19 protein-coding genes are annotated in these 25,295 nt (G+C 60.4%); 8 read left to right on the top strand and 11 right to left on the bottom strand.

Features of this window, described 5'->3' with window-relative positions; all coding sequences use genetic code 11:
* The first annotated feature begins 42 nt into the window (after positions 1-42).
* Complete coding sequence (yghX, locus tag BMY45_RS14315) at positions 43-933, top strand: YghX family hydrolase (RefSeq protein WP_092398641.1); 891 nt, start codon at positions 43-45, stop codon at positions 931-933.
* A gap of 33 nt (positions 934-966) precedes the next feature.
* Here yghX and BMY45_RS14310 read toward each other — a convergent pair whose 3' ends face one another.
* The 6 genes from BMY45_RS14310 to wecB form a co-directional block, all read right to left on the bottom strand.
* The gene (locus BMY45_RS14310) at positions 967-1,302 is read right to left on the bottom strand and encodes a hypothetical protein (protein WP_092398639.1); all 336 of its coding nucleotides are present in this window, start codon (positions 1,300-1,302) and stop codon (positions 967-969) included.
* A gap of 205 nt (positions 1,303-1,507) precedes the next feature.
* Positions 1,508-2,383, bottom strand: a complete 876-nt coding sequence (locus tag BMY45_RS14305) for an alpha-amylase family protein (protein WP_092399328.1) — start codon at positions 2,381-2,383, stop codon at positions 1,508-1,510.
* Between the two features lie 39 nt (positions 2,384-2,422).
* The gene (locus BMY45_RS14300) at positions 2,423-4,231 is read right to left on the bottom strand and encodes an NfrA family protein (RefSeq protein ID WP_092398637.1); all 1,809 of its coding nucleotides are present in this window, start codon (positions 4,229-4,231) and stop codon (positions 2,423-2,425) included.
* Entirely contained in the window at positions 4,228-6,342 is a 2,115-nt protein-coding gene (locus BMY45_RS14295) for a glycosyl transferase family protein (protein ID WP_092398635.1), read from the bottom strand. Before BMY45_RS14295 ends, BMY45_RS14300 begins: the two co-directional genes overlap by 4 nt.
* A gap of 12 nt (positions 6,343-6,354) precedes the next feature.
* Positions 6,355-8,568: a hypothetical protein gene (locus tag BMY45_RS14290; protein WP_092398633.1), complete on the bottom strand. Its 2,214-nt coding sequence runs from the start codon at positions 8,566-8,568 to the stop codon at positions 6,355-6,357.
* A 37-nt stretch (positions 8,569-8,605) separates the two neighbouring features.
* Positions 8,606-9,808, bottom strand: coding sequence for a non-hydrolyzing UDP-N-acetylglucosamine 2-epimerase (gene wecB, locus BMY45_RS14285; RefSeq protein ID WP_371913955.1), 1,203 nt, complete (start codon positions 9,806-9,808; stop codon positions 8,606-8,608).
* 967 nt (positions 9,809-10,775) lie between these two features.
* Between wecB and BMY45_RS14280 the strand changes: the two genes are divergently transcribed.
* The 4 genes from BMY45_RS14280 (at position 10,776) to BMY45_RS14265 (ending at position 15,630) form a co-directional block, all read left to right on the top strand.
* The gene (locus BMY45_RS14280; RefSeq protein ID WP_092398631.1) at positions 10,776-11,324 is read left to right on the top strand and encodes a TRAP transporter small permease; all 549 of its coding nucleotides are present in this window, start codon (positions 10,776-10,778) and stop codon (positions 11,322-11,324) included.
* On the top strand, positions 11,321-12,601 hold the full coding sequence (locus BMY45_RS14275; RefSeq protein ID WP_092398629.1) for a TRAP transporter large permease subunit: 1,281 nt from the start codon (positions 11,321-11,323) through the stop codon (positions 12,599-12,601). Before BMY45_RS14280 ends, BMY45_RS14275 begins: the two co-directional genes overlap by 4 nt.
* Positions 12,602-12,657: 56 nt before the next feature.
* Positions 12,658-13,677: a TRAP transporter substrate-binding protein gene (locus tag BMY45_RS14270; RefSeq protein WP_092398627.1), complete on the top strand. Its 1,020-nt coding sequence runs from the start codon at positions 12,658-12,660 to the stop codon at positions 13,675-13,677.
* Positions 13,678-13,959: 282 nt separating this feature from the next.
* A complete protein-coding gene (locus BMY45_RS14265; protein WP_092398625.1) occupies positions 13,960-15,630 on the top strand; it encodes a BCCT family transporter in 1,671 nt (556 codons plus the stop codon).
* Between the two features lie 4 nt (positions 15,631-15,634).
* On the opposite strand, the gene BMY45_RS14260 is transcribed toward BMY45_RS14265, so the two are convergent.
* The 3 genes from BMY45_RS14260 to BMY45_RS14250 form a co-directional block, all read right to left on the bottom strand.
* Positions 15,635-16,345 carry a 3'-5' exonuclease gene (locus tag BMY45_RS14260; RefSeq protein ID WP_092398623.1) on the bottom strand — a complete coding sequence of 237 codons (711 nt, stop codon included), beginning with the start codon at positions 16,343-16,345 and terminating at the stop codon, positions 15,635-15,637.
* Positions 16,342-18,219, bottom strand: a complete 1,878-nt coding sequence (locus BMY45_RS14255) for a DUF294 nucleotidyltransferase-like domain-containing protein (protein ID WP_092398621.1) — start codon at positions 18,217-18,219, stop codon at positions 16,342-16,344. The genes BMY45_RS14260 and BMY45_RS14255 overlap by 4 nt, the downstream gene beginning before the upstream one ends.
* Positions 18,220-18,315: 96 nt before the next feature.
* Positions 18,316-19,107, bottom strand: coding sequence for a transporter substrate-binding domain-containing protein (locus tag BMY45_RS14250; RefSeq protein WP_092398619.1), 792 nt, complete (start codon positions 19,105-19,107; stop codon positions 18,316-18,318).
* 91 nt (positions 19,108-19,198) lie between these two features.
* On the opposite strand from BMY45_RS14250, the gene BMY45_RS14245 reads away from it, so the two are divergent.
* Entirely contained in the window at positions 19,199-20,455 is a 1,257-nt protein-coding gene (locus BMY45_RS14245) for a GGDEF domain-containing protein (protein WP_218189645.1), read from the top strand.
* 22 nt (positions 20,456-20,477) lie between these two features.
* Here the strand turns inward: BMY45_RS14245 and BMY45_RS14240 are convergent, their stop codons facing one another.
* Both BMY45_RS14240 and BMY45_RS14235 read right to left on the bottom strand, forming a co-directional pair.
* Positions 20,478-21,110 (bottom strand): response regulator, encoded by a 633-nt coding sequence (locus BMY45_RS14240; protein ID WP_092398615.1) that lies wholly within the window; start codon positions 21,108-21,110, stop codon positions 20,478-20,480.
* 31 nt (positions 21,111-21,141) lie between these two features.
* Positions 21,142-22,503 carry a cache domain-containing protein gene (locus BMY45_RS14235; RefSeq protein ID WP_092398613.1) on the bottom strand — a complete coding sequence of 454 codons (1,362 nt, stop codon included), beginning with the start codon at positions 22,501-22,503 and terminating at the stop codon, positions 21,142-21,144.
* A gap of 335 nt (positions 22,504-22,838) precedes the next feature.
* Here BMY45_RS14235 and BMY45_RS14230 point away from each other — a divergent pair, with 335 nt between their 5' ends.
* Together BMY45_RS14230 and BMY45_RS14225 are read left to right on the top strand one after the other, a co-directional pair.
* The gene (locus BMY45_RS14230; protein ID WP_092398611.1) at positions 22,839-24,899 is read left to right on the top strand and encodes a carbon starvation CstA family protein; all 2,061 of its coding nucleotides are present in this window, start codon (positions 22,839-22,841) and stop codon (positions 24,897-24,899) included.
* A 16-nt stretch (positions 24,900-24,915) separates the two neighbouring features.
* On the top strand, positions 24,916-25,113 hold the full coding sequence (locus tag BMY45_RS14225) for a YbdD/YjiX family protein (protein WP_047230563.1): 198 nt from the start codon (positions 24,916-24,918) through the stop codon (positions 25,111-25,113).
* Positions 25,114-25,295: the final 182 nt, after the last annotated feature.

The following is a 25,295-nucleotide window of genomic DNA, read 5'->3' as shown; positions in this document are numbered from 1 at the left end:
TTTTTCGTCTATGATTTTTCGATCCCCGAAGAGGATCAAACCATGACTCGCCTGACCGCCAAGGACTTTGCCCCCGAACTGCTGGAACTCTATGACTTTTACGCCCACGGTCAGATATCCCGACGGATCTTCCTGGAGCGGGCCAGCCAGTTTGCGGTGGGCGGGCTGACGGCCGGCGCACTGCTGGCGTCGTTGAGCCCCAACTATGCCCAGGCCATGCAGGTGAACTTCACCGACCCGGACATCGTGGCGCAGTACATCACTTATCCCTCACCCAACGGTCACGGTCAGGTGCGCGGCTATCTGGTTCGACCAGCCAAGACCAGCGGCCCGCTGCCCGGTGTGGTGGTTGCCCATGAGAACCGTGGCTTGAACCCCTATATCGAAGACGTCGCCCGGCGCGTGGCCAAGGCCGGTTTCGTGGTACTGGCGCCGGATGGCCTGACCTCGGTGGGCGGGTATCCGGGTAACGATGACAAGGGGCGCGAGCTGCAGGCGCAGGTTGATCCCGAGAAGCTGATGAACGATTTTTTCGCGGCCGTTGAGTTTCTGATGAAACATGAGGCTATCGGCGGCAAAAAAGTCGGCATCACCGGTTTCTGCTACGGCGGCGGGGTGGCCAATGCCGCTGCCGTGGCCTATCCCGAGCTCGGCGCGGCGGTGCCATTTTATGGACGTGGACCCAAGCCTGAGGACGTGCCGCGAATCAAGGCACCGCTGCTGATCCACTACGCCGAACTCGACACCCGCATCAATGAAGGCTGGCCGGCTTACGAAGCAGCGCTCAAGGCCGGGAAGAAGACGTACCAGGCCTATATCTATCCGGGCGTCAACCATGGCTTCCACAACGATTCGACCCCGCGCTATGACGAAGCGGCTGCCGAGCTGGCGTGGGGGCGCACACTTGAGTGGTTCAATCAGTACCTGGTGTGAGCACCACGTCGCGCTCGGCATGACTATCAACCCTTAAGCGTTGCGTTCGCGCAGCTCCTGAAGACGATCAGCGCCACCCTCAGCCACGCGGTTCTGAAGCAGACGATCGGAGCCACCTTCAGCCACGCGGTTCTGGCTCAGGCGATCGGAGCCACCTTCAGCCACGCGGTTCTGGCTCAGGCGATCGGAGCCACCTTCAGCCACGCGGTTCTGGCTCAGGCGATCGGAGCCACCTTCAACCAGCAGTTGTGCAGCCTGACCATGCGTCGCTGCACTCATGGCCGTGGCCGAAGCGACGTTCGACAGGCCGAGCCCGCCCACCAGTGCCAGGGCGATTGCCAGAGACGAAACTTTCGAGAAATTGAACATGGTGATTCTCCTTGCGCTTGATTGAGTGAGCCAGTGGCAGCGGGTGTGCTGCTGTCCGGTGATCACAGTTAAACGCTCAGGTGTATCGACGTTGTGTGTCGGCAAGGCTCGAAGTCAGCGGTTTCGTATCCATCCGCAGTTCATATACACAGCGATACAAATCTCCGTGGCCAGGCCAGGCCAGGGCGAAGGCCTCGAAGCATGATCACGGCTTGGCCAAGGATTGCTCCAACTGCTCCACCCACTCAGGCGTCAGGTAATGTGGGCCGTCGAACAGGTACAGCGGATAGCCGGCATAGGCGGCCAATTGTGGTGTGAGTTCGGCAACCGTGGCTGAGCGAAAGCCGCCGCCGAACTTAGGGCGGAAGGCTTCGACGATGATCCGCACACGGTTCTTGCCAAGCCGATCACGCAAAGCGTCGGCGTAGTTGCGGGCTACCGGGGCGGTGCGGGCGTAGACGCCGACGCCGTCCTGGAAGAACACGCCAATGTCATCCGGTAACCATTGCTTGAGCCAGTCGGCAGTGGCGGCGGGGCCGATGTTGGCGCCGTCGTAGACACTGATCCACAACGGCCGCGGCAGCTTGGCCAGCAGGGCGGGCAGTTCCTTGGCGCGAGACCAGCTGGGATCGACCTCGGCCGGAAAATACCACCCGGTCACGTGCAGCGGAGTCGGCAACCGGGCAATGCGCGCCGACACCGCGGCCAGTTGCTCAATATTGTCCCTGGAGCGGTTTTCACTGAAATGACCGGCCAGCCCGAGGATGACATCCTGAGCCCAGGGCGCCTTGGCGATGCGCGCCCAGTCAGGCAGCAGCGGCACGCTGGGCAGGCCGGTGCCGGGCACGAAGGCCTGATCGTCCACCACCGTCCATTGCACCAGCAGCTCGCGCACCCCCAGCTTTTCCCAGTTGCCTTTGATTCCCACGGTCTGGTTATCTGGCTGCCAGACGATGCCAACGATGTCCGGTGCAACCTCTTGGTTCATCATGTAATACGTCCCTGTGCCTGCGCCGAGGGCCGTGGCCAGCGAGAGTGCCGCCACGGCCGTGCGACTGATGATATGGCCGAAGATTTTCAAGCGAGCGCCTTCCAGGAGTTGCACATCAGATCAAAGGCCTCAATAGGAGTAGGTCAAGCGAGCGAACACGCCTTTGGCGCGTTCCTCGCCAAACACCCTGGCCCTGTACTGCAGGGAAAAATCCACATAGGAGCGCGGGGCGTTGTAGGCGTCTTCGCGGAACCAATAACGCACGTTGTTTCCCAGCCCGATTCCTCCTGCGTCTCCAGACGAAAAGCCACCGTTGGATTCGCTCTTCATCTTCGAATCGTAGTCGATCGCCGCCACGACATGGGGGAAGGTCACCCAGCGCGAGCCGGTGCCGCCGATGGCATAGCTGCGTCCCACTTGCCATTCGCTGTTGAAGTAATTGCGCGAGTCGTTGATGTATCGACCGACTTCGGCATACAGCTGCGAAGTCCACCAACTGGGCGCATCGACCCGCAGGTCGGTGCCGATACTCGAACCGTAGCCCAGGCGCGCCAGCCAATCGCCCTCGACATTGGAAGATCCGAGAGGGAAGGTGCGTTCAAAGGCGGCCATGATGTTCACGGAGCTGAAGGGTTTGATCCGGACACCGAGTGCGCCTTGCAGGGCGTCTGCACCGGTGTCCGAGTCACTGTTCTTGCTCCACAGGGTGTCGGTGACGCGCCCGTAGAGCTCGACAAACCGCGCGTTGCGATAGCCCAATGGGCGCCAGGACAGCTCAGTGCTGTTTTGCAGCAAATCATTGCTTTGGCTGCCGCTGCTCCCAGTGCTCGGCGCGGCGCTCAGGCCACTGGAACTGTTGCCGCGATAACTGGTGGTGCTGGTCAGGCCCATCCTGCGCGAAACGTCACCCACGGTGCGACGGGTATCGAACAGTTGTTGTGCGGACATAGGCGTTTCTGCCGTTTTTTGCTCATCAATCACGCGCTTGAAATACGCCACGGCTTCGTCGTCTTCATGGACACGCATGGCGTTGTAGGCGGCGTCCTGGGCTGCCGCCGGCTTAAGGGGCTCAGTGGTGTCGGCCCTGCGGAACGCGGCGTGGGCCGTCTCGTCATCGCCGCTGCGGACCGAATCATAAGCAAGCTGCAAGTCGCTGACCGGTGCCTGCTTATCGGTGTTGACCGGCCGGGTGGCGCACGTCAGGCCGAAGGCGCTTTCCTGGCACTCCAGGATCGGTGCCTCGGAATCATCGGCATCAAGCAACGCACTGTCGAGCAGTTGCTGGTGGGCAGCGATTTCCGGCGCCCAGGCCACGGCTTTGCGGGCCTTTTCCAGCGCCAGGGTTCGGTTGCCCTGCTGCAAGGCCCGGTAGCCCTGGACCGCCAGCGGCGCCGCGAGTTGGCGGCGAATGTCTTTGCGCCGCATCAGGAGCGCGTCATCGTGGGCGAAGACCCCGAGCGCATCGCCCACAGCCTGGTCGGCTTCGACCAGAAGATGCTGGCGCTGCAGGGCATCGATCAGCAACAACCGATACTCCCGGCGCCGGGGTGCCTGGGCGATGGCGTTACGAGCCGCTTGCGCGGCCAAAACGAACTGTTCTTGATCGTAAGCCTTGTAGGCCTGGGAGGCGGCCACGAAACCCGGTGCCGCAGGAGCGGCGCGCGATGACCTAGCGACGCGGGGCTGGTCGCGCAGTTTCTTGTCTCGTTCGGCCATGGCGATCAGGGTGTGCAGACGCGTCACGTCGGCACGCAGGCGCAGGGCCTCGCGCGCTTTGGCGATGGCCAGGTCATAGTCCTTGCGCTCGTAGGCGCTGTAGGCTTGGTTGGCGGCGGTGTAGGCCGGGCCGGACAACGGCAGCGGCAACGTTTCGGCAGTCGCCAGGGCTGGTATCAGGCCCAGCCCCGTGGCCAATAGGGTCAAAAGGGCGCGGTTCATGCCGGAAGCTCCATGGGGTAGACGCTGTGCTGACGCGCCGCCACCTGTTCGATAGTGGCCCGAGGCAGCACGCCGCTGTCGACCAGGTAATCGCCGATCCGACCGTGGTGCTGCGGTTGATACTGCAACATGGCGCGGCTGAACTGATCGCGATCAAGCAGGCCCATTTCGATCAGCAAGTCACCCAGCAGCGGTGCACTGGCATTGGGTACGGCGTGGCCGTTGCGTTCCGGCAACTGGCGCAACAGCGCGAGAATTTCACTTTCCCGGGCGATCAACTGCACCGGCTCGCTGCCCAGCTCAATGCTGATCTGTTGCAGGCCTTCGTCGGGCAGGGGGTTGGCCACGGCGATCTGTTCGCAGCCGTCAGCGTTGCGGCCCAGAGGTATTACCCGCCAGCGCAGAGCAAATTCGCCAGTCAGTGACGACGTTGAGGCGGCGGCTTTTTGCGCCACGTCGAAGACCCGGGGCAGGTCATTCTGGAAGGCGATGGCTTCGGCCAGGGTTTCGTCGTCCAGCCAGCCGTTATTGAGCAAAATGCGCCCCAGCGGCATGTTGCGCGATTGTTGTTGGTCCAGGGCGCTTTGCAAGTGGGTGTCGGTAATGGCCTGCCAGGACAGCAACACACTGCCCAGACGGCGTGGTGCGATGGCCACCAGGTCGGTGGAAGGGAAGTCGTGCATGGTCTTGTCCCAGACCAGTTTGCGATTCATCACCTTGCCCACCAGGAACATCCGCCAGGCCCTGGACGCGGCCATGAAGTTGACGAAGTTGCCTACCAGCATGCGCGGGATCGACAGCAAGCCATGCTGCCAGCCGTACAGCACAGTGGTGAAGTAACACCGGTGCAGGATCCGCCAGAGCAGGGCAATGCCGTTGGCCACCAGCAGGTATTTGATCAGGTCGTTGGTTTCAAAGGGCGTCGGGAAGGTGACGTCCCACCAGCCGCTGTTGCGCAGAATGATCAGGCCCAGCAGTTGCACCAGAATCACGTAGGCGATGATGCTGACGAACGCCGTCACCACGCCCTTGCGGTCGCGAAATAGCAGGTAGCGGTTGGCCAGCGAGCCGTTCCAGCCCATTTGTTCCCAGCCTTGCAGGCCGATGCCCAGGGTCCAGCGGGCTTTTTGCCGGAACGCCGTGCGGAAGGTATCCGGGAAGAACTCGCGCACGCACAGTGGCATCGTCAGGGTCGATTCGTAGGGCTTGCGGAACCAGGATTTGCGCAGCACCCGAAACTGCACCGGGAAACGCACGAAGATCGCATTCATGCCGACCTTGGCCAGCCGCGCGCCGACGTCGTAGTCCTCGGTGAGGCTGTCGGTGTTGAATGGCTGGTTTTCGGTGGTGCCGGCCAGCACCCGCAGCGCGCGATGGGAGAAACAGGTGCCGACGCCAGCCGAGGGCACGGTGTCGGTCATGCTTTCACGCACCACCAGGTCCTTGCCGTGCCATTCAGCGAATTCGTCCATATAGACCCCGGCCACCCATTCGTACCAGTTGCGCTCCAACGACACCACCGGCAACTGGATCATGTCCTTGCGCGGCAGCAGGTAGTTGAACAAACGCAGTTCCAGCGGGTGCAGCACGTCTTCGCTGTCGTGCAAAACGACACCGGCGAAGGTCATGCCATGGGTTTTCTCGTGCAGGAAGATCGCCTGGATCACCCAGTTCAGGCAGTCAGCCTTGCAGGTCGGTCCGGCATGGGGCACTTCCACGCGGTGCAGTTGCTTGTAGCGCCGGCGCATCCGCTCGACTTCGTCGATGGTGCGCTGGTCGTTGACATAGGTGCCGACGAAGACCACGTAGTTCTGGTAATCGAGCGTCGAGACCATGTTCTCGATCATCGGTGCGATGACGTCGTATTCCAGCCAGGCCGGCACCATGATCGCCAGGGGCTGTTCGTCCCGGGCCAGCAGTTGGTCGACGGTGAGCGACCGGTATTTGCGGTCCGCGGTGAGCTTGCGGTACAGGCGGCGAGACCAGTACCACAGGTCAATGATCAGGTCGTCCAGGCTGGAGATCAGGATCGCCACCGCGACGACGATGGTCGCGGTTTCCAGATAGTTGTAGTAGTGGGCCAGCCAATAGGGCCAATAAAGCGAGGTCATCGAAGGTTACCGTTACTGGCGATTGCGACGGGCGCTACGGCCAGCCAGCAACAGGAGGAGGAACAACACGAGAGCGCCAGGGATCAGCCAGAGCAGCGAAGGTTTACGCCAGGCATCCAGCCCTTTGGGTTCTTCACGGCCGATCAACCGACTGCCACTGGGGTCTTTGCTGTCGATGATCGTCACCGCGCCGCTGTCGCCGAGAATCGCCACATCGCCACGGGTCAGCACAATCGGCTGGGCGAAGTCGGGCGCTTGACTGCCCAGGGTCCGATACACCAGGCCATGCTGTCCCGAGGCTTGCACCACTTGTAGCGAAGCCAGTTGGTTGAGCGGCTGCACATCCAGCAGTAACTGATCTGCATGGTTGATGCGCAGGCGCCCCTGTTCATCGACCAGGACCGATTCCTTGCTGTCCTCAAGCGGCAATTCGAAGGCCAGGAAGGCTTTGTCCGGGCTGACCACGGCTTTGGGATCGGCGCTGACGTTCAACTGCGCGCGCAACGGTGAAACACCGGCGGCATCGGCCACCGAGATCACCCGGGCCAGACTGGTGGTCGGTTGGTCGAGGTATGCCTGGGGAACGAGGATCTGGGTAGTCACGGCGAAGCGCGCGGCCATGCCGGAGAAACCGTCGTCCGGGGCAATTTTTTCCAGCACGATATGGCTGCTCGGCAGCACCGCTACCGGGAACGCCTGGGGTGTTTCCAGGCAGCGATCGCTGACAGGCTGGCGCTGGAACGAGACGCGCAATACGTTTTTTGAACCCAGGGCATAGCTGGGGATATGGGCCTGGATACGTTGTGATTGACCATCGGTGGTCAACTGCTGGGCACCGATCAGGAAATCGTTGAAAAACAGCGAGGCCACGGGCGGGGTGTGTGAAGCTCCCGGTGCCGCGGATAGATCCACCACGGCTGTCACCGGCAAGCGACCGTCATACGCCACGCTGCCCAAGGGGAACGAAGTGCTCCAGTCGAATCGGGAGGCCACGTCATAGGTGCCGGGTGCGCCGCCCAGTCGCGACAGGGCCACGCGGCCATCGTTGCTCAAAGGTGTTTGCGCTTCGCTGACGGTCAACTGCCGGCTGCGCGCCAGTTTGTTCCACGCTGAACCGAGCAACGACAGGGCTTTGCCGGTGGCGTGCGGGGCGATCATCAGGACCGGGCGCGTGCCCAGCAGCGCCAGGCGCACATCGTCAGGACCGGCGCCGGCCGTGGCTGCGTTGACGTGTTGTTCGCGCCATTGGGTCAAGGCACTGGCCGCGGTTGGGTCGACGCTCTGGATCTGACCCTGCAGAGCATCCAGGGACTGATTGATGGCCTGGAGCAGTTGCGGGTCGTTGATGGCCAGGTCGGCCTGTACGTTCGGGGTTTGCCCCAGCATCAGCAGTGCGCCGATCTCAGCCGGGTTGGCCAGGCGATGCTGGCCCTTCGCGTTGAGGCTGGCGAAGGCGGGGAGGCTCAACAGTTCGGCCGGGATGCGCAGAGCGCTCAGATCCACACTGTCTTGTACGGCAGGGAACGGCACGATGCGGCTGTGCTTGCCCATTCGCTCCAGAGCCACGCCCAATCGCCAAGCCGCGTCGTAGCTGTCGGCGGACAACGAACCGGGTGCGACCAGGATCCCGGGTTGCGCAGGCAATGCCGTCCAGGCGGCGCCGACATCCTGCAGTTGGCGGGCGTCGAAGCTGTAGTTCAAGCGTGTGTCGGGCTGGATCCGCAGAACGTTGCCGATGACCCGGTCGTCTTCGCACAACGGCCGGGAGACCACTGAAGACCAGGCAATGCCCAGCCGCACCAGTCCGTTGTCGCGCGAGGCCTTGTCAACGCCCAGCGTGGCGCTGGCACTGCCCTGAGGCTCGCTGAGTCCTTCGGCGCGCACCGGATAGCCATCGAGCGACAGCAGCAGGGTGTTGCGGCCTCCTTCGCCATTGAGATAACTGGCGTCCAGTTGCAGGGTCGCCTCATTGAGGGCAACCCCGGCCGGCACCGGTAGATACAGTTCCCGTCGAGAATCGCTGGCGCCCAGCAGGATCGGCGCACTGATGCCCAGGTCGCTTAAGCGGATTTCGCGCTCCTGGCGGGTATCGGCGTTGAGCCGATGGATTGCCTGGGTGAGCGGGCTATCGGCAGCCAAGGCAAAGGTTGGCATGAGCGCGAGCAGGCTCAGGCCACAGGCAAGGGCGCTGAGCGCACCCGTAGAAAGGGCAACGGTAGGCTTCATTCAGGTAAATCTCGATCTGATAAGGGGGGAGCAGCGATTAGGAGGCGAGCAACTGGCGTGGCGCGGACAGCGTTGGGTGAGCCCAGCCTTGGAGGAATTGCGACTGGCCCACGAGAAATTCGTCCACCGGGCGCCCCATCAAGGTATCGACGATGCGCTGGCTGGCCTTGCCATCACCATAGGGGTTGGCTGCCTGTGACGCGCGGCGCCACAAGGCCTTGTCGTCGAACAGTGCGTCCACGCCGGCAATGATCGAGGCCGGGGAGGTGCCGACCAGGCGCACCGTGCCCGCAGCTACGGCTTCGGGGCGTTCGGTGACGTCGCGCATCACCAGCACCGGTTTGCCCAGGGACGGCGCTTCTTCCTGTACACCACCGGAGTCGGTGAGGATGACATGGGCGTGTTGCATCAGGCGCACGAACGCCAGGTAATCCAGGGGCTTGATCAGGTGCACGTTGAGCAGGTCACCCAGTTGTTCAGTCACCGGGCCCAGTACGCTGGGATTGAGGTGCACCGGGTAGACGATCTGGATGTCGGGGCGCTGAGCCAGGTGACGCAAGGCCTTGCAGATGTCCAGGAAGCCATCGCCAAAGTTCTCTCGGCGGTGGCCGGTGACCAGCAGCAGCTTGCGTCCGGTTTTCAGGAAGGGGAACTGTTGGTCCAGTGCTTGGCGCAGTTGGGCATCCTGCTCGATGCGCCGGGCGGTCATCTGCAACGCATCGATGACGGTATTGCCGGTCACCAGGCAGCGGCCTTGCAGACGTTCGTCCAGCAGGTTATCGCGAGATTGGGCGGTAGGGGCAAACAGCAGGTCGGCGCTGAGGTCGATGCACCGACGGTTCATTTCTTCCGGCCAGGGACTGTAGATGTCGCCAGTGCGCAGCCCGGCTTCCACATGGCCCACGGGAATACGTCGATGAAAGGACGCCATCGACGCCACCATGGCCGAGGTGGTGTCGCCATGGACCAGTACCCGATCCGGCCGGGTCTGTTCCAGTACCGGGTCGATCGCGCCGTACAACGCAGCGGTCAGCGAGTTGAGCGTCTGGTGCGGCGTCATCACGTTAAGGGTGAAATCGGTCTTGAGATCGAACAGAGCCAGAACCTGTTCAAGCATGCTTTGATGCTGGCCGGTGACACAGATCAGCGACTCTATGCCCGGTTCGGCGGCGAGGGCCTTGACCAAAGGTGCCATCTTGATGGCTTCCGGACGGGTACCGAAGATCGACAGAATCCTGATCCGTGACTGATGAGTAGCGATGACGCCCTTCCTCGCGCAGTTTGCTGCGCCGCACAGCCGTTCGCCCAAGCGCGATCATGCGTTTGAGTAAACAAGCGAGTTAAATTAAGTGGGATCCAATAACAGGCAGGCGGGTTACGCACGCGAAAAGTTGCGTAATGGCCTATTGCAGTTTGGAGCGGCGAAGTAATAACACCAAAGAGCGCGAGCGCAAAGTTTTATTTGGAGGGTATTTCGTTGTTCTGACGATGAAGGGTTGGCGGAAGGTTAAGAAGTTGGTTTATTGTTTGAAGTAAATAATTTGTAATTGCCTGAATACTAAGGATTTTTAGTGATTGTTTGCGTTCTCGTGACGACGGCTTAATCACGCAAAGATCATCGAAGCCTTATTTTTGGCGTCGCTTTATATAAAGGGGTTTGGGTGTTTGTCATTGAAATGACGCCTGTTTGTTGTCGAGGTTGGATGTGTTATCGAGTTGGCTGCTCGTCGCTAAAGTTCGGAAGTTAAATAAGGTTCAATTTTATTATTGGTTTTTCAGATCAGTGGGATTGAACAGTTTTGTAGCGGACTGGTTCATAAATAAAGTTGTTTGTTGATAAATAAAAACCGCACTTGGGCAGTGTGTGTCGAACAGGAAAAATATCGGATAAGCCGGCTCACACGCTTAGCCGATAATCGCACGCTTTGTGTGTGTCCTCTGCCAAGGTGATTGACCGAACTAACCGGTTGGTACATTTTAGGCGCAACACCTCTTGCTCAGCATGACCAAGACCATAATAAAAAATCGAGGAACCCCCATGCGTACCCGTCTGCAAGCGCTCAGCCCCTATCCCTCGCTTCGTTGCTCCGGACCCGGAACAACGCTCAGCCGCGGTGTCCTGACCCGATAGCTTCCCGCCCATCGTTGCGGTCCTATCACGCCGGTTGCTGGATGCCGGCGCTCGACAAGTCCGGGAGGTCTTCAAGATGACAAAGGTCGTCGATCTGTATTTCAAACTGCTCAAACTGCTGATTGTGCTGTGCATGGTCGCAATGATCGTGCTGGTGTTCGGCAATGTGGTGCTGCGTTATGCCTTCAACTCAGGCATCAGCGTTTCGGAGGAGCTGTCGCGCTGGTTCTTCGTCTGGATGATTTTTCTCGGCGCCCTGGTGGCGCTCAAGGACCGTGCCCATCTGGGGCTCGACAGTCTGGTCAAACGCCTGCCTCCGGCCGGTAAGCGCCTCTGCCTGGTGATCGGGCACCTGTTGATGCTGTACATCTGCTGGTTGATTTTCAGCGGCAGTTGGCAGCAGGCAGTGATCAACGTGGATGTGGTCGCGCCGGCCTCGGGGTTGTCGATGGCGCTGTTCTACGCCGCCGGCCTGGTGTTCGGCGCCAGCGCCGCCGCCATCCTGGTCTACGAACTCTACCTGGCGCTGTTCGGCAAGCTCAGGGATGACGAAATGGTCATGGTCAAGGACAACGACGCCGCCGAGGCGAGCGCCCACAACCCCATCAAGAGTACCCGCCCATGACACTGGTTATTTTCCTTGGGTCATTGATAGGCAGCATGGCGTTGGGCATTCCCATTGCATTTGCTTTGCTGGTGGTCAGTGTGGCGTTGATGTTTTACCTGGATCTGTTTGACGCACAGATCATCGCCCAGAACCTGCTTAATGGTGCCGACAGTTTTCCGTTGATGGCTGTGCCGTTCTTCATGCTGGCCGGCGAAGTGATGAACGCCGGCGGCCTGTCCAAACGTATCGTCAACATCGCCATGGCGCTGGTGGGACACAAGCGTGGCGGTCTGGGTTATGTGGCGATCATCGCGTCCTGCCTGTTGGCTTCTCTCTCGGGTTCGGCAGTGGCCGATGCCGCGGCGCTGGCGGCCTTGCTGGTGCCGATGATGGTGCTGGCGGGCCACAACCGGGCGCGTTCGGCCGGCTTGATTGCCGCCGGAGGCATCATTGCCCCGGTCATTCCACCGAGCATTGGCTTCATTGTGTTTGGCGTGGCGTCCGGGGTATCGATTTCCAAGCTGTTTTTGGCCGGAATCGTGCCGGGGCTGATGCTCGGTGTCGCCCTGGCCATTGCCTGGTGGTTCATCTCCCGCAGTGAGCATGTGCAGACACCGCCCAAGCGTTCGCGGGCCGAAGTGATACGGGCCCTGGTCGAGGGCAGTTGGGCCATGGGCCTGCCGCTGATCATCATCCTGGGTCTGAAGTTCGGCATTTTCACCCCGACGGAAGCAGCGGTGGTGGCAGCGGTCTATTCGCTGTTTGTGTCCCTGGTCATCTACCGGGAAATGAAAGTCAGCCAGTTGTACGAAGTGATCCTGTCCTCGGCCAAGACCACCTCGGTGGTGATGCTCCTGGTGGCGGCGGCCATGGTGTCCTCGTGGCTGGTGACCATTGCCGACTTGCCGGGCCAGTTGGCGGCAGTGCTCGAGCCGTTCATGGACAGCCCGACCCTGCTCTTGGTGGTGATCATGCTGTTGATCATCATGGTCGGTACGGTCATGGACATGACGCCAACCATCCTCATCCTCACCCCGGTGCTGATGCCAGCGGTGACCCAGGCGGGTATCGATCCGGTGTATTTCGGCGTGCTGTTTCTCATCAACACCGCCATCGGCCTGATTACTCCACCGGTGGGTACCGTGCTCAATGTGGTGAGCGGGGTTTCGAAACTCAATATCGAAGAAATCGTGCGTGGCGTGTGGCCGTTCCTGCTCGCGCAACTGGCGGTGCTGTTCCTTTTGGTCCTGTTTCCGCAACTGGTTCTGGGACCTTTGAAATTCTTCACCGGTTGACGCCGGTGCAAGCGGTAGTAGCTCGACTTCTAAAACAATAATGATCGGAGAGTGACATGGGACAACTGATGAAAACCTTGTTGGCCGGGGCATGTGCAACGGGCCTGCTGCTGGGCAGCGTGGTCAGCCACGCGGACGAGATCCGCGAGCGTACCCTGCGATTTGCGTTCCAGAACGTCAAGGAGCACCCACAAGGGCAGGGCGCACAGAAGTTCGCCGACCTGCTGAGCGAGAAGAGCGGCGGCAAGCTCAAGGTCCGTCTGTTTCCTGGTGGAACCCTGGGAGGCGACGTGCAGACGGTCTCGGCCTTGCAGGGCGGCACGCTGGACATCACCGTGCTCAACTCCGGCATCCTGGCCGCCCAGGCAGCGGATTTCGCGATGCTCGATTTTCCCTTCCTGTTCAACAACGCCGAAGAAGCCCACGCGGTGATCGACGGGCCGGTCGGCCAGAAACTGGCGGCGCAATTGGACAGCAAAGGGCTGGTTGGCCTGGGCTACTGGGACCTGGGTTTCCGCAACCTGACCAACAGCAAGCATCCCGTGACCAAGCTTGAAGACATGCAAGGCTTGAAGATTCGCGTGATCCAGTCGCCGATCTACCTGGAAACCTTCTCCGCCCTGGGTGCCAACCCGGTGCCGATGGCGTTCCCCGAGGTCTACACCGGACTTGAGCAGCACACCATCGACGGCCAGGAGAACCCCTTCACGGTGATTGAGGGCAACAAGTTCTTTGAGGTACAGAAGTATCTGTCGGAGACTGGCCACATCTTCAATCCCCAGTCACTGATCATCAGCCAGAAAACCTGGAACCGTCTGAATGACGATGAAAAGAACCTGATTCGCCAGGCTGCTGCCGAGGCGCAGAAGTTCCAGCGCGAAGTCACCGCTGCGAGCATGGACAAGGCCAAAGCTACATTGGCTGGCGCGATGACCTTCAACGAGATCAGCCCGGCCGAGAAAGATCGCTTTCGTGAGCGTGTGCAACCGGTGATCGATAAATTCGCCAAGTCCCTGGATGCCAACCTGGTGAAGATGATGTACGACGAAATTGCCAAGGTACGCGCCGCGCAGTGAGCTGAGCCGGGCGACACAACGGCTGATCAAAGGGCGCTGGGGCAATCCTGGCGCCTTTTTTTTCCTTGCGATTCAGGCTATTCCAGCCGTAATGCCGGCCCCCTGAGGGGGCCGCGCAGGGGCCATTTTCCCAGTCGGGGAACGCTTGAACGGCCGCAATGTCCCAGACTGGCTCATAAGCTTGTTAAGATACATGCGCACACATCTCGTTTTTACCATAGGAACAGCGGGGCTTATCAGACCATGCGCGCCCAAGCGCGCGGATAATAAAAGGAGGTTCTCGTGGGAAAAAACCCTGTAGATGATCTATCAGGACAACCCCAGTCAACCGGCACAGAGGGGATACCAGCCCCCAGTGGCAAAGCCAATCTAATCGACACCGACTACGTGATCGGGCAAGACAATATCCGAGGTCAGTTCTCTTTCTCTCTGGATATCCACGGCAAAGTTTTCATCATCTCCGCGGCGACCATTCTGCTGTTCGTCATCGTGACGCTTGCGCTGCAGAATGAAGTCGAACCGCTTTTCAGCGCCATGCGCAGTTGGTTGACCAAGCATTTGGCCTGGTTCTTCATGAGTGTGGCCAACATCTTCGTAGTGCTGTGTCTGGCGCTGATCGTCTCGCCATTGGGCAAGGTTCGATTGGGCGGTCAGGATGCCACGCTGGACCACACCTATGTGGGCTGGTTCTCCATGTTGTTCGCCGCCGGGATGGGCATCGGCCTGATGTTCTACGGTGTGGCAGAACCCATGTCCCATTACGCTGCCGCCATGGGGGGTGTCACGCTCGACGCCAGCGGGGCACGTACCGACTGGGCACCTCTGGGCGGTGCCGCGGGCGATATGAAAGCCTCCGCCGACTTGGCCATGGCCGCGACCATTTTCCATTGGGGTCTGCACCCTTGGGCCATTTACGCCATCGTCGCGTTGTCCCTGGCGCTGTTTTCCTTCAACAAAGGTTTGCCACTTTCGATACGCTCGATCTTCTACCCGCTGCTGGGTGAGCGTGTCTGGGGATGGCCCGGCCATATCATCGACATCCTGGCGGTATTCGCCACGTTGTTCGGACTGGCGACGTCGCTGGGCATCGGTGCCGAGCAGGCCGCTGCGGGGATTGAACACCTGTTTGGCATTCAATCGACCAGCGTGAGCAAAGTCGTGCTGATCATCGGCATCACCCTGATTGCCCTGTGGTCGGTGCTCGCCGGGCTGGAGAAGGGCGTCAAGCTGTTGTCCGAAATCAACATGGGCCTGGCCTTGCTGTTGCTTTTGTTCATTATCGTGGTGGGGCCAACCGTGGCGATTCTCACCGGTTTCTTCAAGAACCTGGTGACCTACGCCGAGTACCTGCCGGCCTTGTCCAACCCCTTCGGTCGCACAGACACTGAATTCACCCAAGGCTGGACAGCGTTCTACTGGGCCTGGTGGATCAGCTGGTCGCCGTTTGTGGGGATGTTCATTGCCCGCGTCAGTCGTGGCCGTACCGTTCGCGAGTTCCTGATCTCGGTGCTGCTGGTGCCTTCACTGGTATCGGTATTGTGGATGACCACCTTTGGCGGGACCGCCATCGACCAGGCCACCCTCCAGGGGCTGAGCGGGGTCAAGGATGCGGTGTTGGAGCTCAAGCTGTTTGCCATGCTTGAAGGGCTCCCCCTCAAGGAAATCACGTCACTGCTCGGTATCGTGCTGGTGATTGTGTTTTTCATCACCTCTTCGGATTCCGGCTCGCTGGTCATCGATACCATCACCGCTGGCGGCAAGGTCGATGCGCCCGTTCCACAGCGGGTGTTCTGGGCCATCATCGAAGGTGTGATCGCTATTGCGCTGTTGTTGGGCGGCGGTTTGATCGCGTTGCAAGCCATGGCGGTTTCCACCGGCTTACCGTTTGCCATTGTCCTGCTGCTGGGTTGTATTTCCCTGGTCAAGGGATTGATGTCGGAACCGCGCACCTGACCTTTTAATCCCACAGCTGGCCGATGGGGATGGACGGGCTGTAGTGAGTGGCTATTTGCGCTTGCAACAGCTCGGCCGTCGCCAGGGCATCGGTCAATGCATGGTGGGCGTGATAGGGCGGCAGGTGGTAGCGCAAGCGACTGTCCGCCAACCGGATGGATTCGGGCGGACGGCGTAACAGTCGGTCCAGCCAACGACGCTGACCGCGCACCTGCCGCGCTTCCAGCTGCATCGTGTCAATCACCGGAAAGTGCAGGCCCTCCCCGAGGTGATTGCGTAACGCCTGGTCCAGGAAGTTGCGTTCGATGGCCCGGTAATGCACCACCATGATTTTTCCCGCCATGGCTTCCAGTAATTTCTCCATGACGTCCGGCAAGCGGGGGGCATGACGGATGTCGGAGTGTGTGATGTGGTGAAACGTCACCGATTCATGACTGAGCTCTGAGGGCTTGATCACCCAGTACAGGGCTTCGCCGCAGCGTATCCGTTTAAGGGTGAACGGCAGCAGGCCGATACTGACGATACTGTCGGTGCGCGCGTTCAGGCCGGTGGTTTCAAGGTCCATGGCCAGCAGTTCCACCTGCTCCAGCGCAGTCGCGGCGTCGACGACACCGTGTTGGTAGAACCGTTGCAGAAGCGGGTGGCGGGCTTGTTCTGCCAGAACTTTGAAACGTGCCGCCCAATCCAGCGTTTCTTGCCCCTTCGGATTTTTCATCGGGATGGTCGAGCGTGGCCGGGGTAGCGGAACCGCAGGAATTTCTGCGCATTGCTCAATACCTGGAACGCCTCCTTGAGGTTGTGCCGCTCAGTGGTGGAGAAGCGCTCAGGTTCGATGTAGTTATCCGGTTTCTGGCCCTGTTCGATGGCATCTACCTGGTGGCGGATGCGTACCATCGACAGAAACTCCAAGGCGTAGCGTAGATGCTCAATGGCCTGCGGTTGCACCAGCTGTGTGGTGCTGATGGCGTCGAGACGATCAAAGGAATTTTGTGCCGTGGTCCCACAGGCCAGGGCGTGGATACGGATCAGGTCGGTCAGTGGCGCCGTACCACGGCCCTTGAGATTGATGATCTGTTTTTGCTTGCCGTCGGTTTCCATCACGAAGGTGCGAAAGAAACCCAAGGGGGGCGTGCGGTTCAAGGCATTACGGGCCATCGCCGCCAGGAAGGCGGGTGTCACCCTGGATTTTTCAGCGCAGAGCGCCTTGAGTTCATTGACCATTTCCAACTGCCCATAGACCCCGTCCAGGTCAAAGAAGATGCAGCTGTTGAGCAGAGTGGCGGCATTGGGCTTTTCGATCCACTGGCTGAAATACGCGCGCCATACTCGTAACGGCTGACGCCATTGCGCGTTGGTGGCCATGATGCCGCCCTTGCAGTAGCTGTAACCGCACTCTGCCAGGCCGTCGCTGACAAAGGTGGCCAGTTTGCTGAAGTATTCGTCGTGCAGGGCCGGGTCGAAACGATCATCCAGCACCAGGGCGTTGTCCTGGTCGGTGACCAGCAGTTGTTCATCCCGCGCCATCGATCCCAGCACCATGAAGCAGTACGGAACCGGCGGCGGCCCCAGTTCTCGTTCGGCCAATTCGAGCAGCCGCTGGGTGAAGGCGCGGCCAATGCCCGAGATGGCGCTGCCGATCATGTGAGCCGTCGCACCGTCGCGCACCATGCGAATGTAGGTGCCGCGCAGATCCCGCAACAATGAGCGCAAGCCCTCGACAGACGTCTGGTTGGAGATGCTATTGACCAGGTACAGACTGCTCTGGGACTCGTGCCGGATGATGTCCGACAGGTTGATCAACCCCAGCGTGCGCCCCTTGTGCACCACCGGCAGGTGGTGGATGTTGCTGCGAAGCATGCACAACATGGCTTCGAACAACGAGTCATCGGCCTGGATGACCACCGGATCGGTCGACATCACTTCACCGATGCAGGTATCGCCGCTGCGGTTGGCGGCCACTACTCGGGTGCGCAGGTCGCGGTCGGTGACAATACCGAGCATTTTTTCCGGGTGTTGTCCGGCAGGTTCCAGGACGACGACGCAGGAAACACTTTCCTGGGACATCAACCGTGCCGCTTCGTGAACGCTGGTGTGTGGGGTGACCCAGACCAGGTCCCGGGAAATCAGCGCGCGGGATTTCAATTGGATCAGTTCGCTGGCGCGGCCCTGGGCCTCGACGGCGGACTTGAGCCTGGAGTGTCCTTCGGCTTCGACAAAGTCGGCGAAGCTGTCATGTTGCTCGCACAGCTGGGCAAACACATCCGCCGGGATGAAGTAGATCAGGCTGTCTTCAAGGGCCCGCGCCGGAAAACGCACTTTGTTGCTGCGCAGCAGGCTGGCCTGACCAAAGATATCGCCTTCCACCAGACGGTTGTACAACTGGCCGTTACGCCGGTAGATCTCGACTGCGCCACTGCGCACATAATGCAGGTCGTGAACGATGGAGCCTGCCTCGAGAATATCGCTGCCGGCCTTGAAGTAGCTGACTTCGACGCGCTGCGCTATGGCCTCCAGGGTTTGCTGGGGCAGGGCATCGAAAGGGGGAAAGCGATGCAGGTGCTCGCTGATTTCCAGTAACTCGATCTGCATGGAACCTCGTGGCTGATCAATTGAGAGACCAACATGCCAGTTCCCGGGGCCGCACACAAACCCGGGATGAGCGGGTCGTGTGCAGCATCGGTGTTGTCACGGCTGCTGAGGCACCGCCAGCCATTGACCGATGACCTTCTGGTAGCTGCCATTGGCTTTGCTCAGATGCAGCCACTGGTCAACGTACATTTTCCAGGTGATGTCGTCCCGTGGCAGCAGGTAGGCCTTCTCGCCATACTGCAAGTAGCGACTCGGGTTGACGGCGCAAAGACCGGGTTTGAGCTTCTGCTGATAGAGCGCTTCCGAGGCGTCGGTGATCATCACGTCGGCCCGCTTGTCCAGCAGTTCCTGGAAGATGGTCACGTTGTCGTGGAACTTGAGTTGCCCTTTGGGCAGGAACGCTCGGACGAACGCTTCGTTGGTGCCGCCGGCCGGTTCCACCAGGCGCACCGAAGGCTGGTTGAGCTGCTCAATGGTCTGGTAGCGCGCCTGGTCCTCGCAACGCACCAGTGGGATTTTGCCATCCACATCCAGTGTGGTGCTGAAGTTCGCTTTTTTCTGACGCTCCAGGGTCACGGAAATCCCACCCATGCCGATATCGCAGTTACCGGCGACCATATCCGGCATCAGGGTTTTCCAACTGGTCTGCACCCATTGAACCTTAACCCCGAGGCTGGCGGCCAGCGAACGGGCCATGTCAATGTCGATCCCCTCGTATTCACCTGTTTCGGCTTTGTAGGTGTAAGGCTTGTAGTCGCCCGTCGTACATACTTTCAGCTCGCCGCGCTGCAGGACCTGATCAAGGTGTGAAGGGGCTGGTTCGGCTAGGGCGTTGCCGCAGAACACCAGCAGACCACAGAACGTCATTGTGTTTGTTATGTTCTTCATACGGATTGCACGTCTCGCAAGGGAGGGGACAAGACAGCCAGTGTAGTGAAAAGGTTGGCGGGCTGTCATCGCAGACTCAAACTTCGCAGGTGTGCTGCCTTTGCCTCTGTCATCATGGGCGATTGCAGACCTGGGTCAGGGGAGAAACACGTTTCGGATGGACGCATCAGTCGTCAGAATTACGCTTATGTTGATGGTCCCAGGGATCTTGTCGGTCTTCGGGATTGCGTTCGTCTGCGCCTGGCTTATCGACAAAAAACGCAACTATCTGCTGCTCCTGGCCGGTGGCTGTGGCCTGTTCGCATGTGGCGCCATGTCGCAGATTTTCGGCTGGCCTCCCGGGGTCGGGTCCAATGCCATTGTGTCCGGCGCGCTGTATACCTCGGCGGTCCTGGCAGTGGCTGAAGGCGTTTTGCTGCGTTCGCAAAAACGCCTCGGCTGGTGGCTGGACGTTGCCGTGGTGTGCGTCATTTCCCTGGCTCTGGCCTGGTTCTTTTATATCGACCGCAACCTGCTTGCGCGCATCTACGTCCAGAACTTCGGATATGGTGCGATTTTGCTTGTGGCGGCGGTCAAGCTCAGATCGCTGTTACGCGGGCGACTCGTCGACAAGGCGCTGTTCTGGGTATTGCTGGTCTTCGCGTTGCATTTCTTTCCGCGGACCCTGCTGACCGTCGGGCTGTCGGTGCCTCTGGACCGGATCGCTTTCGCCAACTCGGTGTTCTGGCAGGCGCTGCAGCTGTCCCTGGCGGTGCTCGGCGTCGGGCTCGCCTTTGTGATTCTCGCCGCGGCCATTGCCGACGTGATTGATGACCTGCGTCGCGAACGCGATTTTGACCCGCTGACCGGCGTCCTGAACCGGCGAGGCTTCGAGGATCGGGTGTCGCAGCTGCTGATGAAGAGCCGGCGTGGCACGACAGCGTTGGCACTGTGCGATATCGACAACTTCAAGAACATCAACGACAGCCATGGTCATGACGTGGGCGATAGCGTCTTGCGCGAGGTCGGGCAGTTGCTGCGTGTCTCGGCGCGCAAACGGGATATCGTCGGTCGGCTCGGCGGCGAAGAGTTTGCTGTGTTCCTGCCGGACACCGATGCCCAGGAAGCACATGAGTGCGCGGAACGCTTGAGAACGGCCATCGAGAACGGTGGTTCGGCCACACTGGTGGCTGTCGGCCCGGTCACCGCGAGCTTCGGTGTCGGGAGTCTAGGCCCCAGGGAAACCTGGCAGGATCTCTACAAACGTGTCGATACGTTGCTTTACCAGGCGAAGCGAACCGGGCGCAATCGCACGGTGGCCGATGATATTGCGGGGCGGATCGACAGGCCCGCCGAGGTTCAATCATAAGCCGCGAGCGTGAGCCGGGTTCCTAGCGCGAAATGATCCCGTGATCGATCGCATATTTCACCAGGGCCGCGGGTTTATCGATGTTGAGCTTGCGGCGGATACTCAAGCGATGGGTTTCGACGGTGCGCACGCTGATGTCCAGTTCCCGGGCCATTTCCTTGTTGTTCAGCCCCTGGACCATTTTGTACAACACCTGACTCTCGCGCGGCGTCAGTTCGTTGTCGGTGGTCGGGTCGGTGGCCAGCCGTTGGGCGATCTCGGCACTGTAGAAGGTGCCACCGCTGATGATGGCTTCAATGGCTGCGATGATTTCCCGCGAAGGGGCATTCTTGAGCACATAGCCGCTGGCGCCGGAGCGCACGGACTCGCTCACATACTCATAATTGTCGTACATGCTCAGGATGAGGATCTTGAGGCTGGGGTATTGCTTGCCCAGCAGACGGGTCAGCTCAAGCCCGTTCATGTCCTTGAGGCTGATGTCCATCAGCAACAGGTCCGGTTGGCAGCGCCCGACCATCTCGATGGCTTGCGCACCATTCTCGGCTTCGCCCACCACGTCCAGTTGGGGCATGACGGACAACAGGGCCCTGATGCCATCGCGGACCAGGGAATGATCGTCGACCAGCGCGACGCGGATCACAGAGGGCAGGTTCATCGGCAGGTGCTCTTGTCAGGTTGGGCGCGCATCAGCTTTGTGTCGCCATCATGTTCATGGGCAGCAGGATATCCAGCTCGCTTCGTCCCGGCACCGAGGTCATTTCCAGCCGTCCGCCGAAATGCTCGACCCGCTCGCGGATATTACGCAGGCCGATGCCGGCGTGGCCACGTTCGACCTGCGGGACGTTGAAACCCATCCCGTCATCCACCACCGTCAGGCGCAATGACTGGCCGGACCCGAACAGGGTGATGCCGACACTTTTCGCCCCGGCGTGACGCTCGATATTGGTCAAGGCTTCCTGAGCAATGCGAAACAGCGAAACCGGTGCTCCATTTTCCAGGCGGCAATCGAATTCGTTGCTTTTGTACGACACTTCAAGCCCGCTGCGTTGCTGGAATTCGGCCGCGAGCTGGCCGATGGCGGCGGACAGGCCCAGGGTGTCGAGCAGGGAGGAGCGCAAGTCGTGGGAGATGTTGCGGATCTCGCCAATGGCTTCCCCCAGCCGGTCTGTCGCGTTCTTCAGGATCCCCAGGCCGTTTTCCTGGCCCTTTTCGAGGACGTGACTGGCCAATTCAAACTGGAATTTTATCGACACCAGCAGTTGGCTGATGCCGTCGTGCAGCTCACGTGACACCCGCGCGCGTTCCTCTTCCTGCAAGCTGACGATGCGCTGGTTCAGCCGTTGCAGCTTTTTGTCGGCCAGGCGATGTTCGCTGACGTTGAGGGTCATGCCGCCGGCAAACACCAGTAGGACCGCCACCAGTGCAATGGCGGCGATGGCCTGCATGGTGGTGTGGATGCCCTGGGCCACTTCAGCGCGGGCTTGTTGGGTGGCGCGCTCGACATCCTCCAGGTAAATCCCGGTCCCGAGCATCCAGCCCCAGCGATCGAGCATCACCACATAGGCCAGCTTGTCGGTCACTTGGCCGGAGGAGGGCTTGTTCCAGGCGTAGCGCTGGAAACCTTCGCCGGATTCGGCGCTCTTGAGCAATGCCTGGATCACCGGCAGACCCTGGGGATCTTTCATGTCCCAGAGGTACTGGCCCACCAGTTCGGACTGGCGGGCGTGCATCAGGCTGCGGCCCTGGCGGTCGTAGACGAAAAAATAGCCATTGATGCCGAAACTGAGCTTGCGCAGTTCCTCCAGCACCTGTTGCTGCGCGCGTGCGTCGCCCTGGCCGTTGTTGTACAGCGGGGCGATCAGGCTTTGCGCCATTTCGACATAGTTCTTCAGCTCCGCGCGCTTGCTGGCTAGGATGCTGTCTTCGATCAGTTGCGCCTGTTGATCACCCAACTGGCGATTAAGCGAGATCACCAAGGCGCAGATGACGGCAATCGCCAGGACCAGGGGCAGAATTCCCAAGGCGACGATTTTGTGTTTGAGCAGCATGTGTACTCCTGTCCGGGCTCGGCGGGGAGGCGAATGGCGGCATCATATGCCAAATCCGGTTCATCGTAGGAGCTGTCGAGCGAAGCGAGGCTGCGATCTTTCCAAGACAATTGAGTCCCAAGCGAAAGATCAAAAAATCGCAGCCTTCGGCAGCTCCTACAGGTATTGGGCCAGGCTGGAGATGTCATCTACGTAGAACTACGTAGATGGCCCGTACGTAGTACTGCGGATTTATTTATTGACGGCTTCCACGGATATTGGGCCCGCTCCGAATAGTCGGGGCACATTATAAAAACAATCGCCGCAATCCACTGGATATCGGCAGGAGACACGCAATGACAACCCGTCTGGTTAAACACCTTGCCTGGTTTGCCGTGGCTGTTCTGGGAGCTTGTGCGTTGAGTGTCGTGGCCTTGCGCCGCGGCGAACCGATCAACGCCCTCTGGATCGTCGTCGCAGCCGTGGCCATCTACCTGGTCGCCTACCGCTACTACAGCCTGTTCATCGCCAATAACGTGATGCAACTCGATGCGCGCCGGGCCACCCCCGCCGTGCTCAACAACGATGGCCTGGACTATGTCCCGACCAACAAACACATCCTGTTCGGCCACCACTTCGCGGCCATTGCCGGTGCGGGGCCGCTGGTCGGGCCGGTGCTGGCGGCGCAGATGGGCTACCTGCCCGGTACGCTCTGGCTGATCGCCGGCGTGGTGCTGGCCGGTGCCGTGCAGGACTTCATGGTCCTGTTCCTGTCCACCCGTCGCAACGGGCGCTCCCTGGGCGACATGGTCCGTGAAGAAATGGGCCGCGTTCCCGGCACCATTGCGCTGTTCGGCTGCTTCCTGATCATGATCATCATCCTCGCGGTGCTGGCGCTGATCGTGGTCAAGGCCCTGGCCGAGAGCCCGTGGGGGATCTTCACGGTGATGGCGACCATTCCGATCGCGATGTTCATGGGCATCTACATGCGCTACATCCGCCCGGGCCGCATCGGTGAAATTTCCCTCATTGGCGTGCTGTTGCTGCTGGGCTCGATCTGGCTCGGCGGGCAAGTGGCCGCAGACCCGGTCTGGGCCGAGGCCTTCACATTCACCGGCGTGCAGATCACCTGGATGCTGATCGGCTACGGTTTCGTTGCCGCCGTGTTGCCGATCTGGCTGATTCTGGCGCCGCGTGATTACCTGTCCACCTTCTTGAAGATCGGCACCATCGTCGCCTTGGCGATCGGCATCCTGATCACCATGCCCGAGCTGAAAATGCCGGCACTGACCCAGTTCACTGACGGCACCGGGCCGGTGTGGAAGGGCGGGTTGTTCCCGTTCCTGTTCATCACCATTGCCTGTGGTGCGGTTTCGGGTTTCCACGCGCTGATCTCTTCGGGCACCACGCCGAAGATGCTCGATAACGAAGTCAACGCCCGCTACATCGGTTATGGCGGCATGCTGATGGAGTCGTTCGTGGCAATCATGGCCATGGTCGCCGCTTCGGTGATCGAGCCGGGCGTGTACTTCGCCATGAACAGTCCGGCGGCGATCGTCGGCGGTGATGTGGTGAGCGTGGCGCAGACGGTCAGCAGTTGGGGCTTTGCAATCACTCCCGAAGCGCTGCAGGCGGTGGCCAATGACATTGGCGAGACCACCGTGCTGGCCCGTGCCGGCGGTGCGCCAACGCTGGCGGTGGGCATCGCGCAGATCCTGCACTCGGTGTTGCCGGGTGAGAACACCATGGCCTTCTGGTATCACTTCGCGATTCTGTTCGAAGCGCTGTTCATCCTCACCGCAGTGGACGCCGGTACCCGTGCCGGGCGTTTCATGCTGCAGGACCTGTTGGGCTCGTTCGTCCCAGCCCTCAAGCGGACTGAATCCTGGGTCGCCAACCTTATTGCCACCGCCGGCTGTGTGGCGCTGTGGGGTTACTTGTTGTACCAGGGCGTGATCGATCCGCTGGGCGGCATCAACACCTTGTGGCCGCTGTTCGGCATCTCCAACCAGATGCTGGCCGGTATCGCCCTGATGCTCGGCACCGTGGTGCTGATCAAGATGAAGCGCCAGCGCTACGTCTGGGTGACCATGTTGCCGGCGGTCTGGCTGTTGATCTGCACCACCACGGCGGGCCTGATCAAGCTGTTCGACGCCAACCCGGCGATCGGCTTCCTGGCCCTGGCGCGCAAATACAACGATGCCCTGGCTGCCGGCCAGATCCTGGCTCCGGCCAAGAGCATCGAGCAGATGCAACATGTGGTGTACAACGCCTACACCAACGCCACGCTGACGGTGTTGTTCCTGCTGGTGGTCTTCAGCATCCTGTTCTACGCGCTCAAGGTCGGCATCGCCGCCTGGGGTCACAAGGAACGCACGGATAAAGAAGCGCCATTCCAGGCTGTGCCGGACGTCTGAATCGAGGATTGCAACGATGTTCAATGACTTGAGTCGCCTCGGTAAATACCTCGGTCAGGCCGCCCGCCTGATGGTCGGCATGCCCGACTACGACAACTACGTCGAGCACATGCAAAGCAAACACCCGGACAAGCCGCTGATGGACTATGAGGCGTTCTTCCGCGAACGCCAGGAAGCCCGATACGGTGGCAAGGCCGGGCCCAAGTGCTGTTGAAGCACCGCTTGGGTTGAGATACCCCCTGTGGGAGCGAGCCTGCTCGCGAAGGCGTCGGGTCAGTAACGGTGATGTTGACTGACCCATCGCTATCGCGAGCAGGCTCGCTCCCACATTTGTTTTTGGGGTGGCCTCGGGATTTGCATACACCACAGAACCCTTGTGGGAGCGAGCCTGCTCGC

It is taken from the genome of Pseudomonas sp. NFACC39-1 (assembly GCF_900110355.1).
In the GTDB taxonomy this organism is placed as follows: domain Bacteria; phylum Pseudomonadota; class Gammaproteobacteria; order Pseudomonadales; family Pseudomonadaceae; genus Aquipseudomonas; species Aquipseudomonas tehranensis.
This window is presented reverse-complemented; position numbering and strand designations above follow the sequence as displayed.

Coding starts and splice junctions, on each gene's coding strand:
- yghX (WP_092398641.1), top strand. CDS start 43: ATGACTCGCCTGACCGCCAAGGACTTTGCCCCCGAACTGCTGGAACTC.
- BMY45_RS14310 (WP_092398639.1), bottom strand. CDS start 1,302: ATGTTCAATTTCTCGAAAGTTTCGTCTCTGGCAATCGCCCTGGCACTG.
- BMY45_RS14300 (WP_092398637.1), bottom strand. CDS start 4,231: ATGAACCGCGCCCTTTTGACCCTATTGGCCACGGGGCTGGGCCTGATA.
- BMY45_RS14295 (WP_092398635.1), bottom strand. CDS start 6,342: ATGACCTCGCTTTATTGGCCCTATTGGCTGGCCCACTACTACAACTAT.
- BMY45_RS14290 (WP_092398633.1), bottom strand. CDS start 8,568: ATGAAGCCTACCGTTGCCCTTTCTACGGGTGCGCTCAGCGCCCTTGCC.
- BMY45_RS14280 (WP_092398631.1), top strand. CDS start 10,776: ATGACAAAGGTCGTCGATCTGTATTTCAAACTGCTCAAACTGCTGATT.
- BMY45_RS14275 (WP_092398629.1), top strand. CDS start 11,321: ATGACACTGGTTATTTTCCTTGGGTCATTGATAGGCAGCATGGCGTTG.
- BMY45_RS14270 (WP_092398627.1), top strand. CDS start 12,658: ATGGGACAACTGATGAAAACCTTGTTGGCCGGGGCATGTGCAACGGGC.
- BMY45_RS14260 (WP_092398623.1), bottom strand. CDS start 16,345: ATGAAAAATCCGAAGGGGCAAGAAACGCTGGATTGGGCGGCACGTTTC.
- BMY45_RS14255 (WP_092398621.1), bottom strand. CDS start 18,219: ATGCAGATCGAGTTACTGGAAATCAGCGAGCACCTGCATCGCTTTCCC.
- BMY45_RS14250 (WP_092398619.1), bottom strand. CDS start 19,107: ATGAAGAACATAACAAACACAATGACGTTCTGTGGTCTGCTGGTGTTC.
- BMY45_RS14240 (WP_092398615.1), bottom strand. CDS start 21,110: ATGAACCTGCCCTCTGTGATCCGCGTCGCGCTGGTCGACGATCATTCC.
- BMY45_RS14235 (WP_092398613.1), bottom strand. CDS start 22,503: ATGCTGCTCAAACACAAAATCGTCGCCTTGGGAATTCTGCCCCTGGTC.
- BMY45_RS14230 (WP_092398611.1), top strand. CDS start 22,839: ATGACAACCCGTCTGGTTAAACACCTTGCCTGGTTTGCCGTGGCTGTT.
- BMY45_RS14225 (WP_047230563.1), top strand. CDS start 24,916: ATGTTCAATGACTTGAGTCGCCTCGGTAAATACCTCGGTCAGGCCGCC.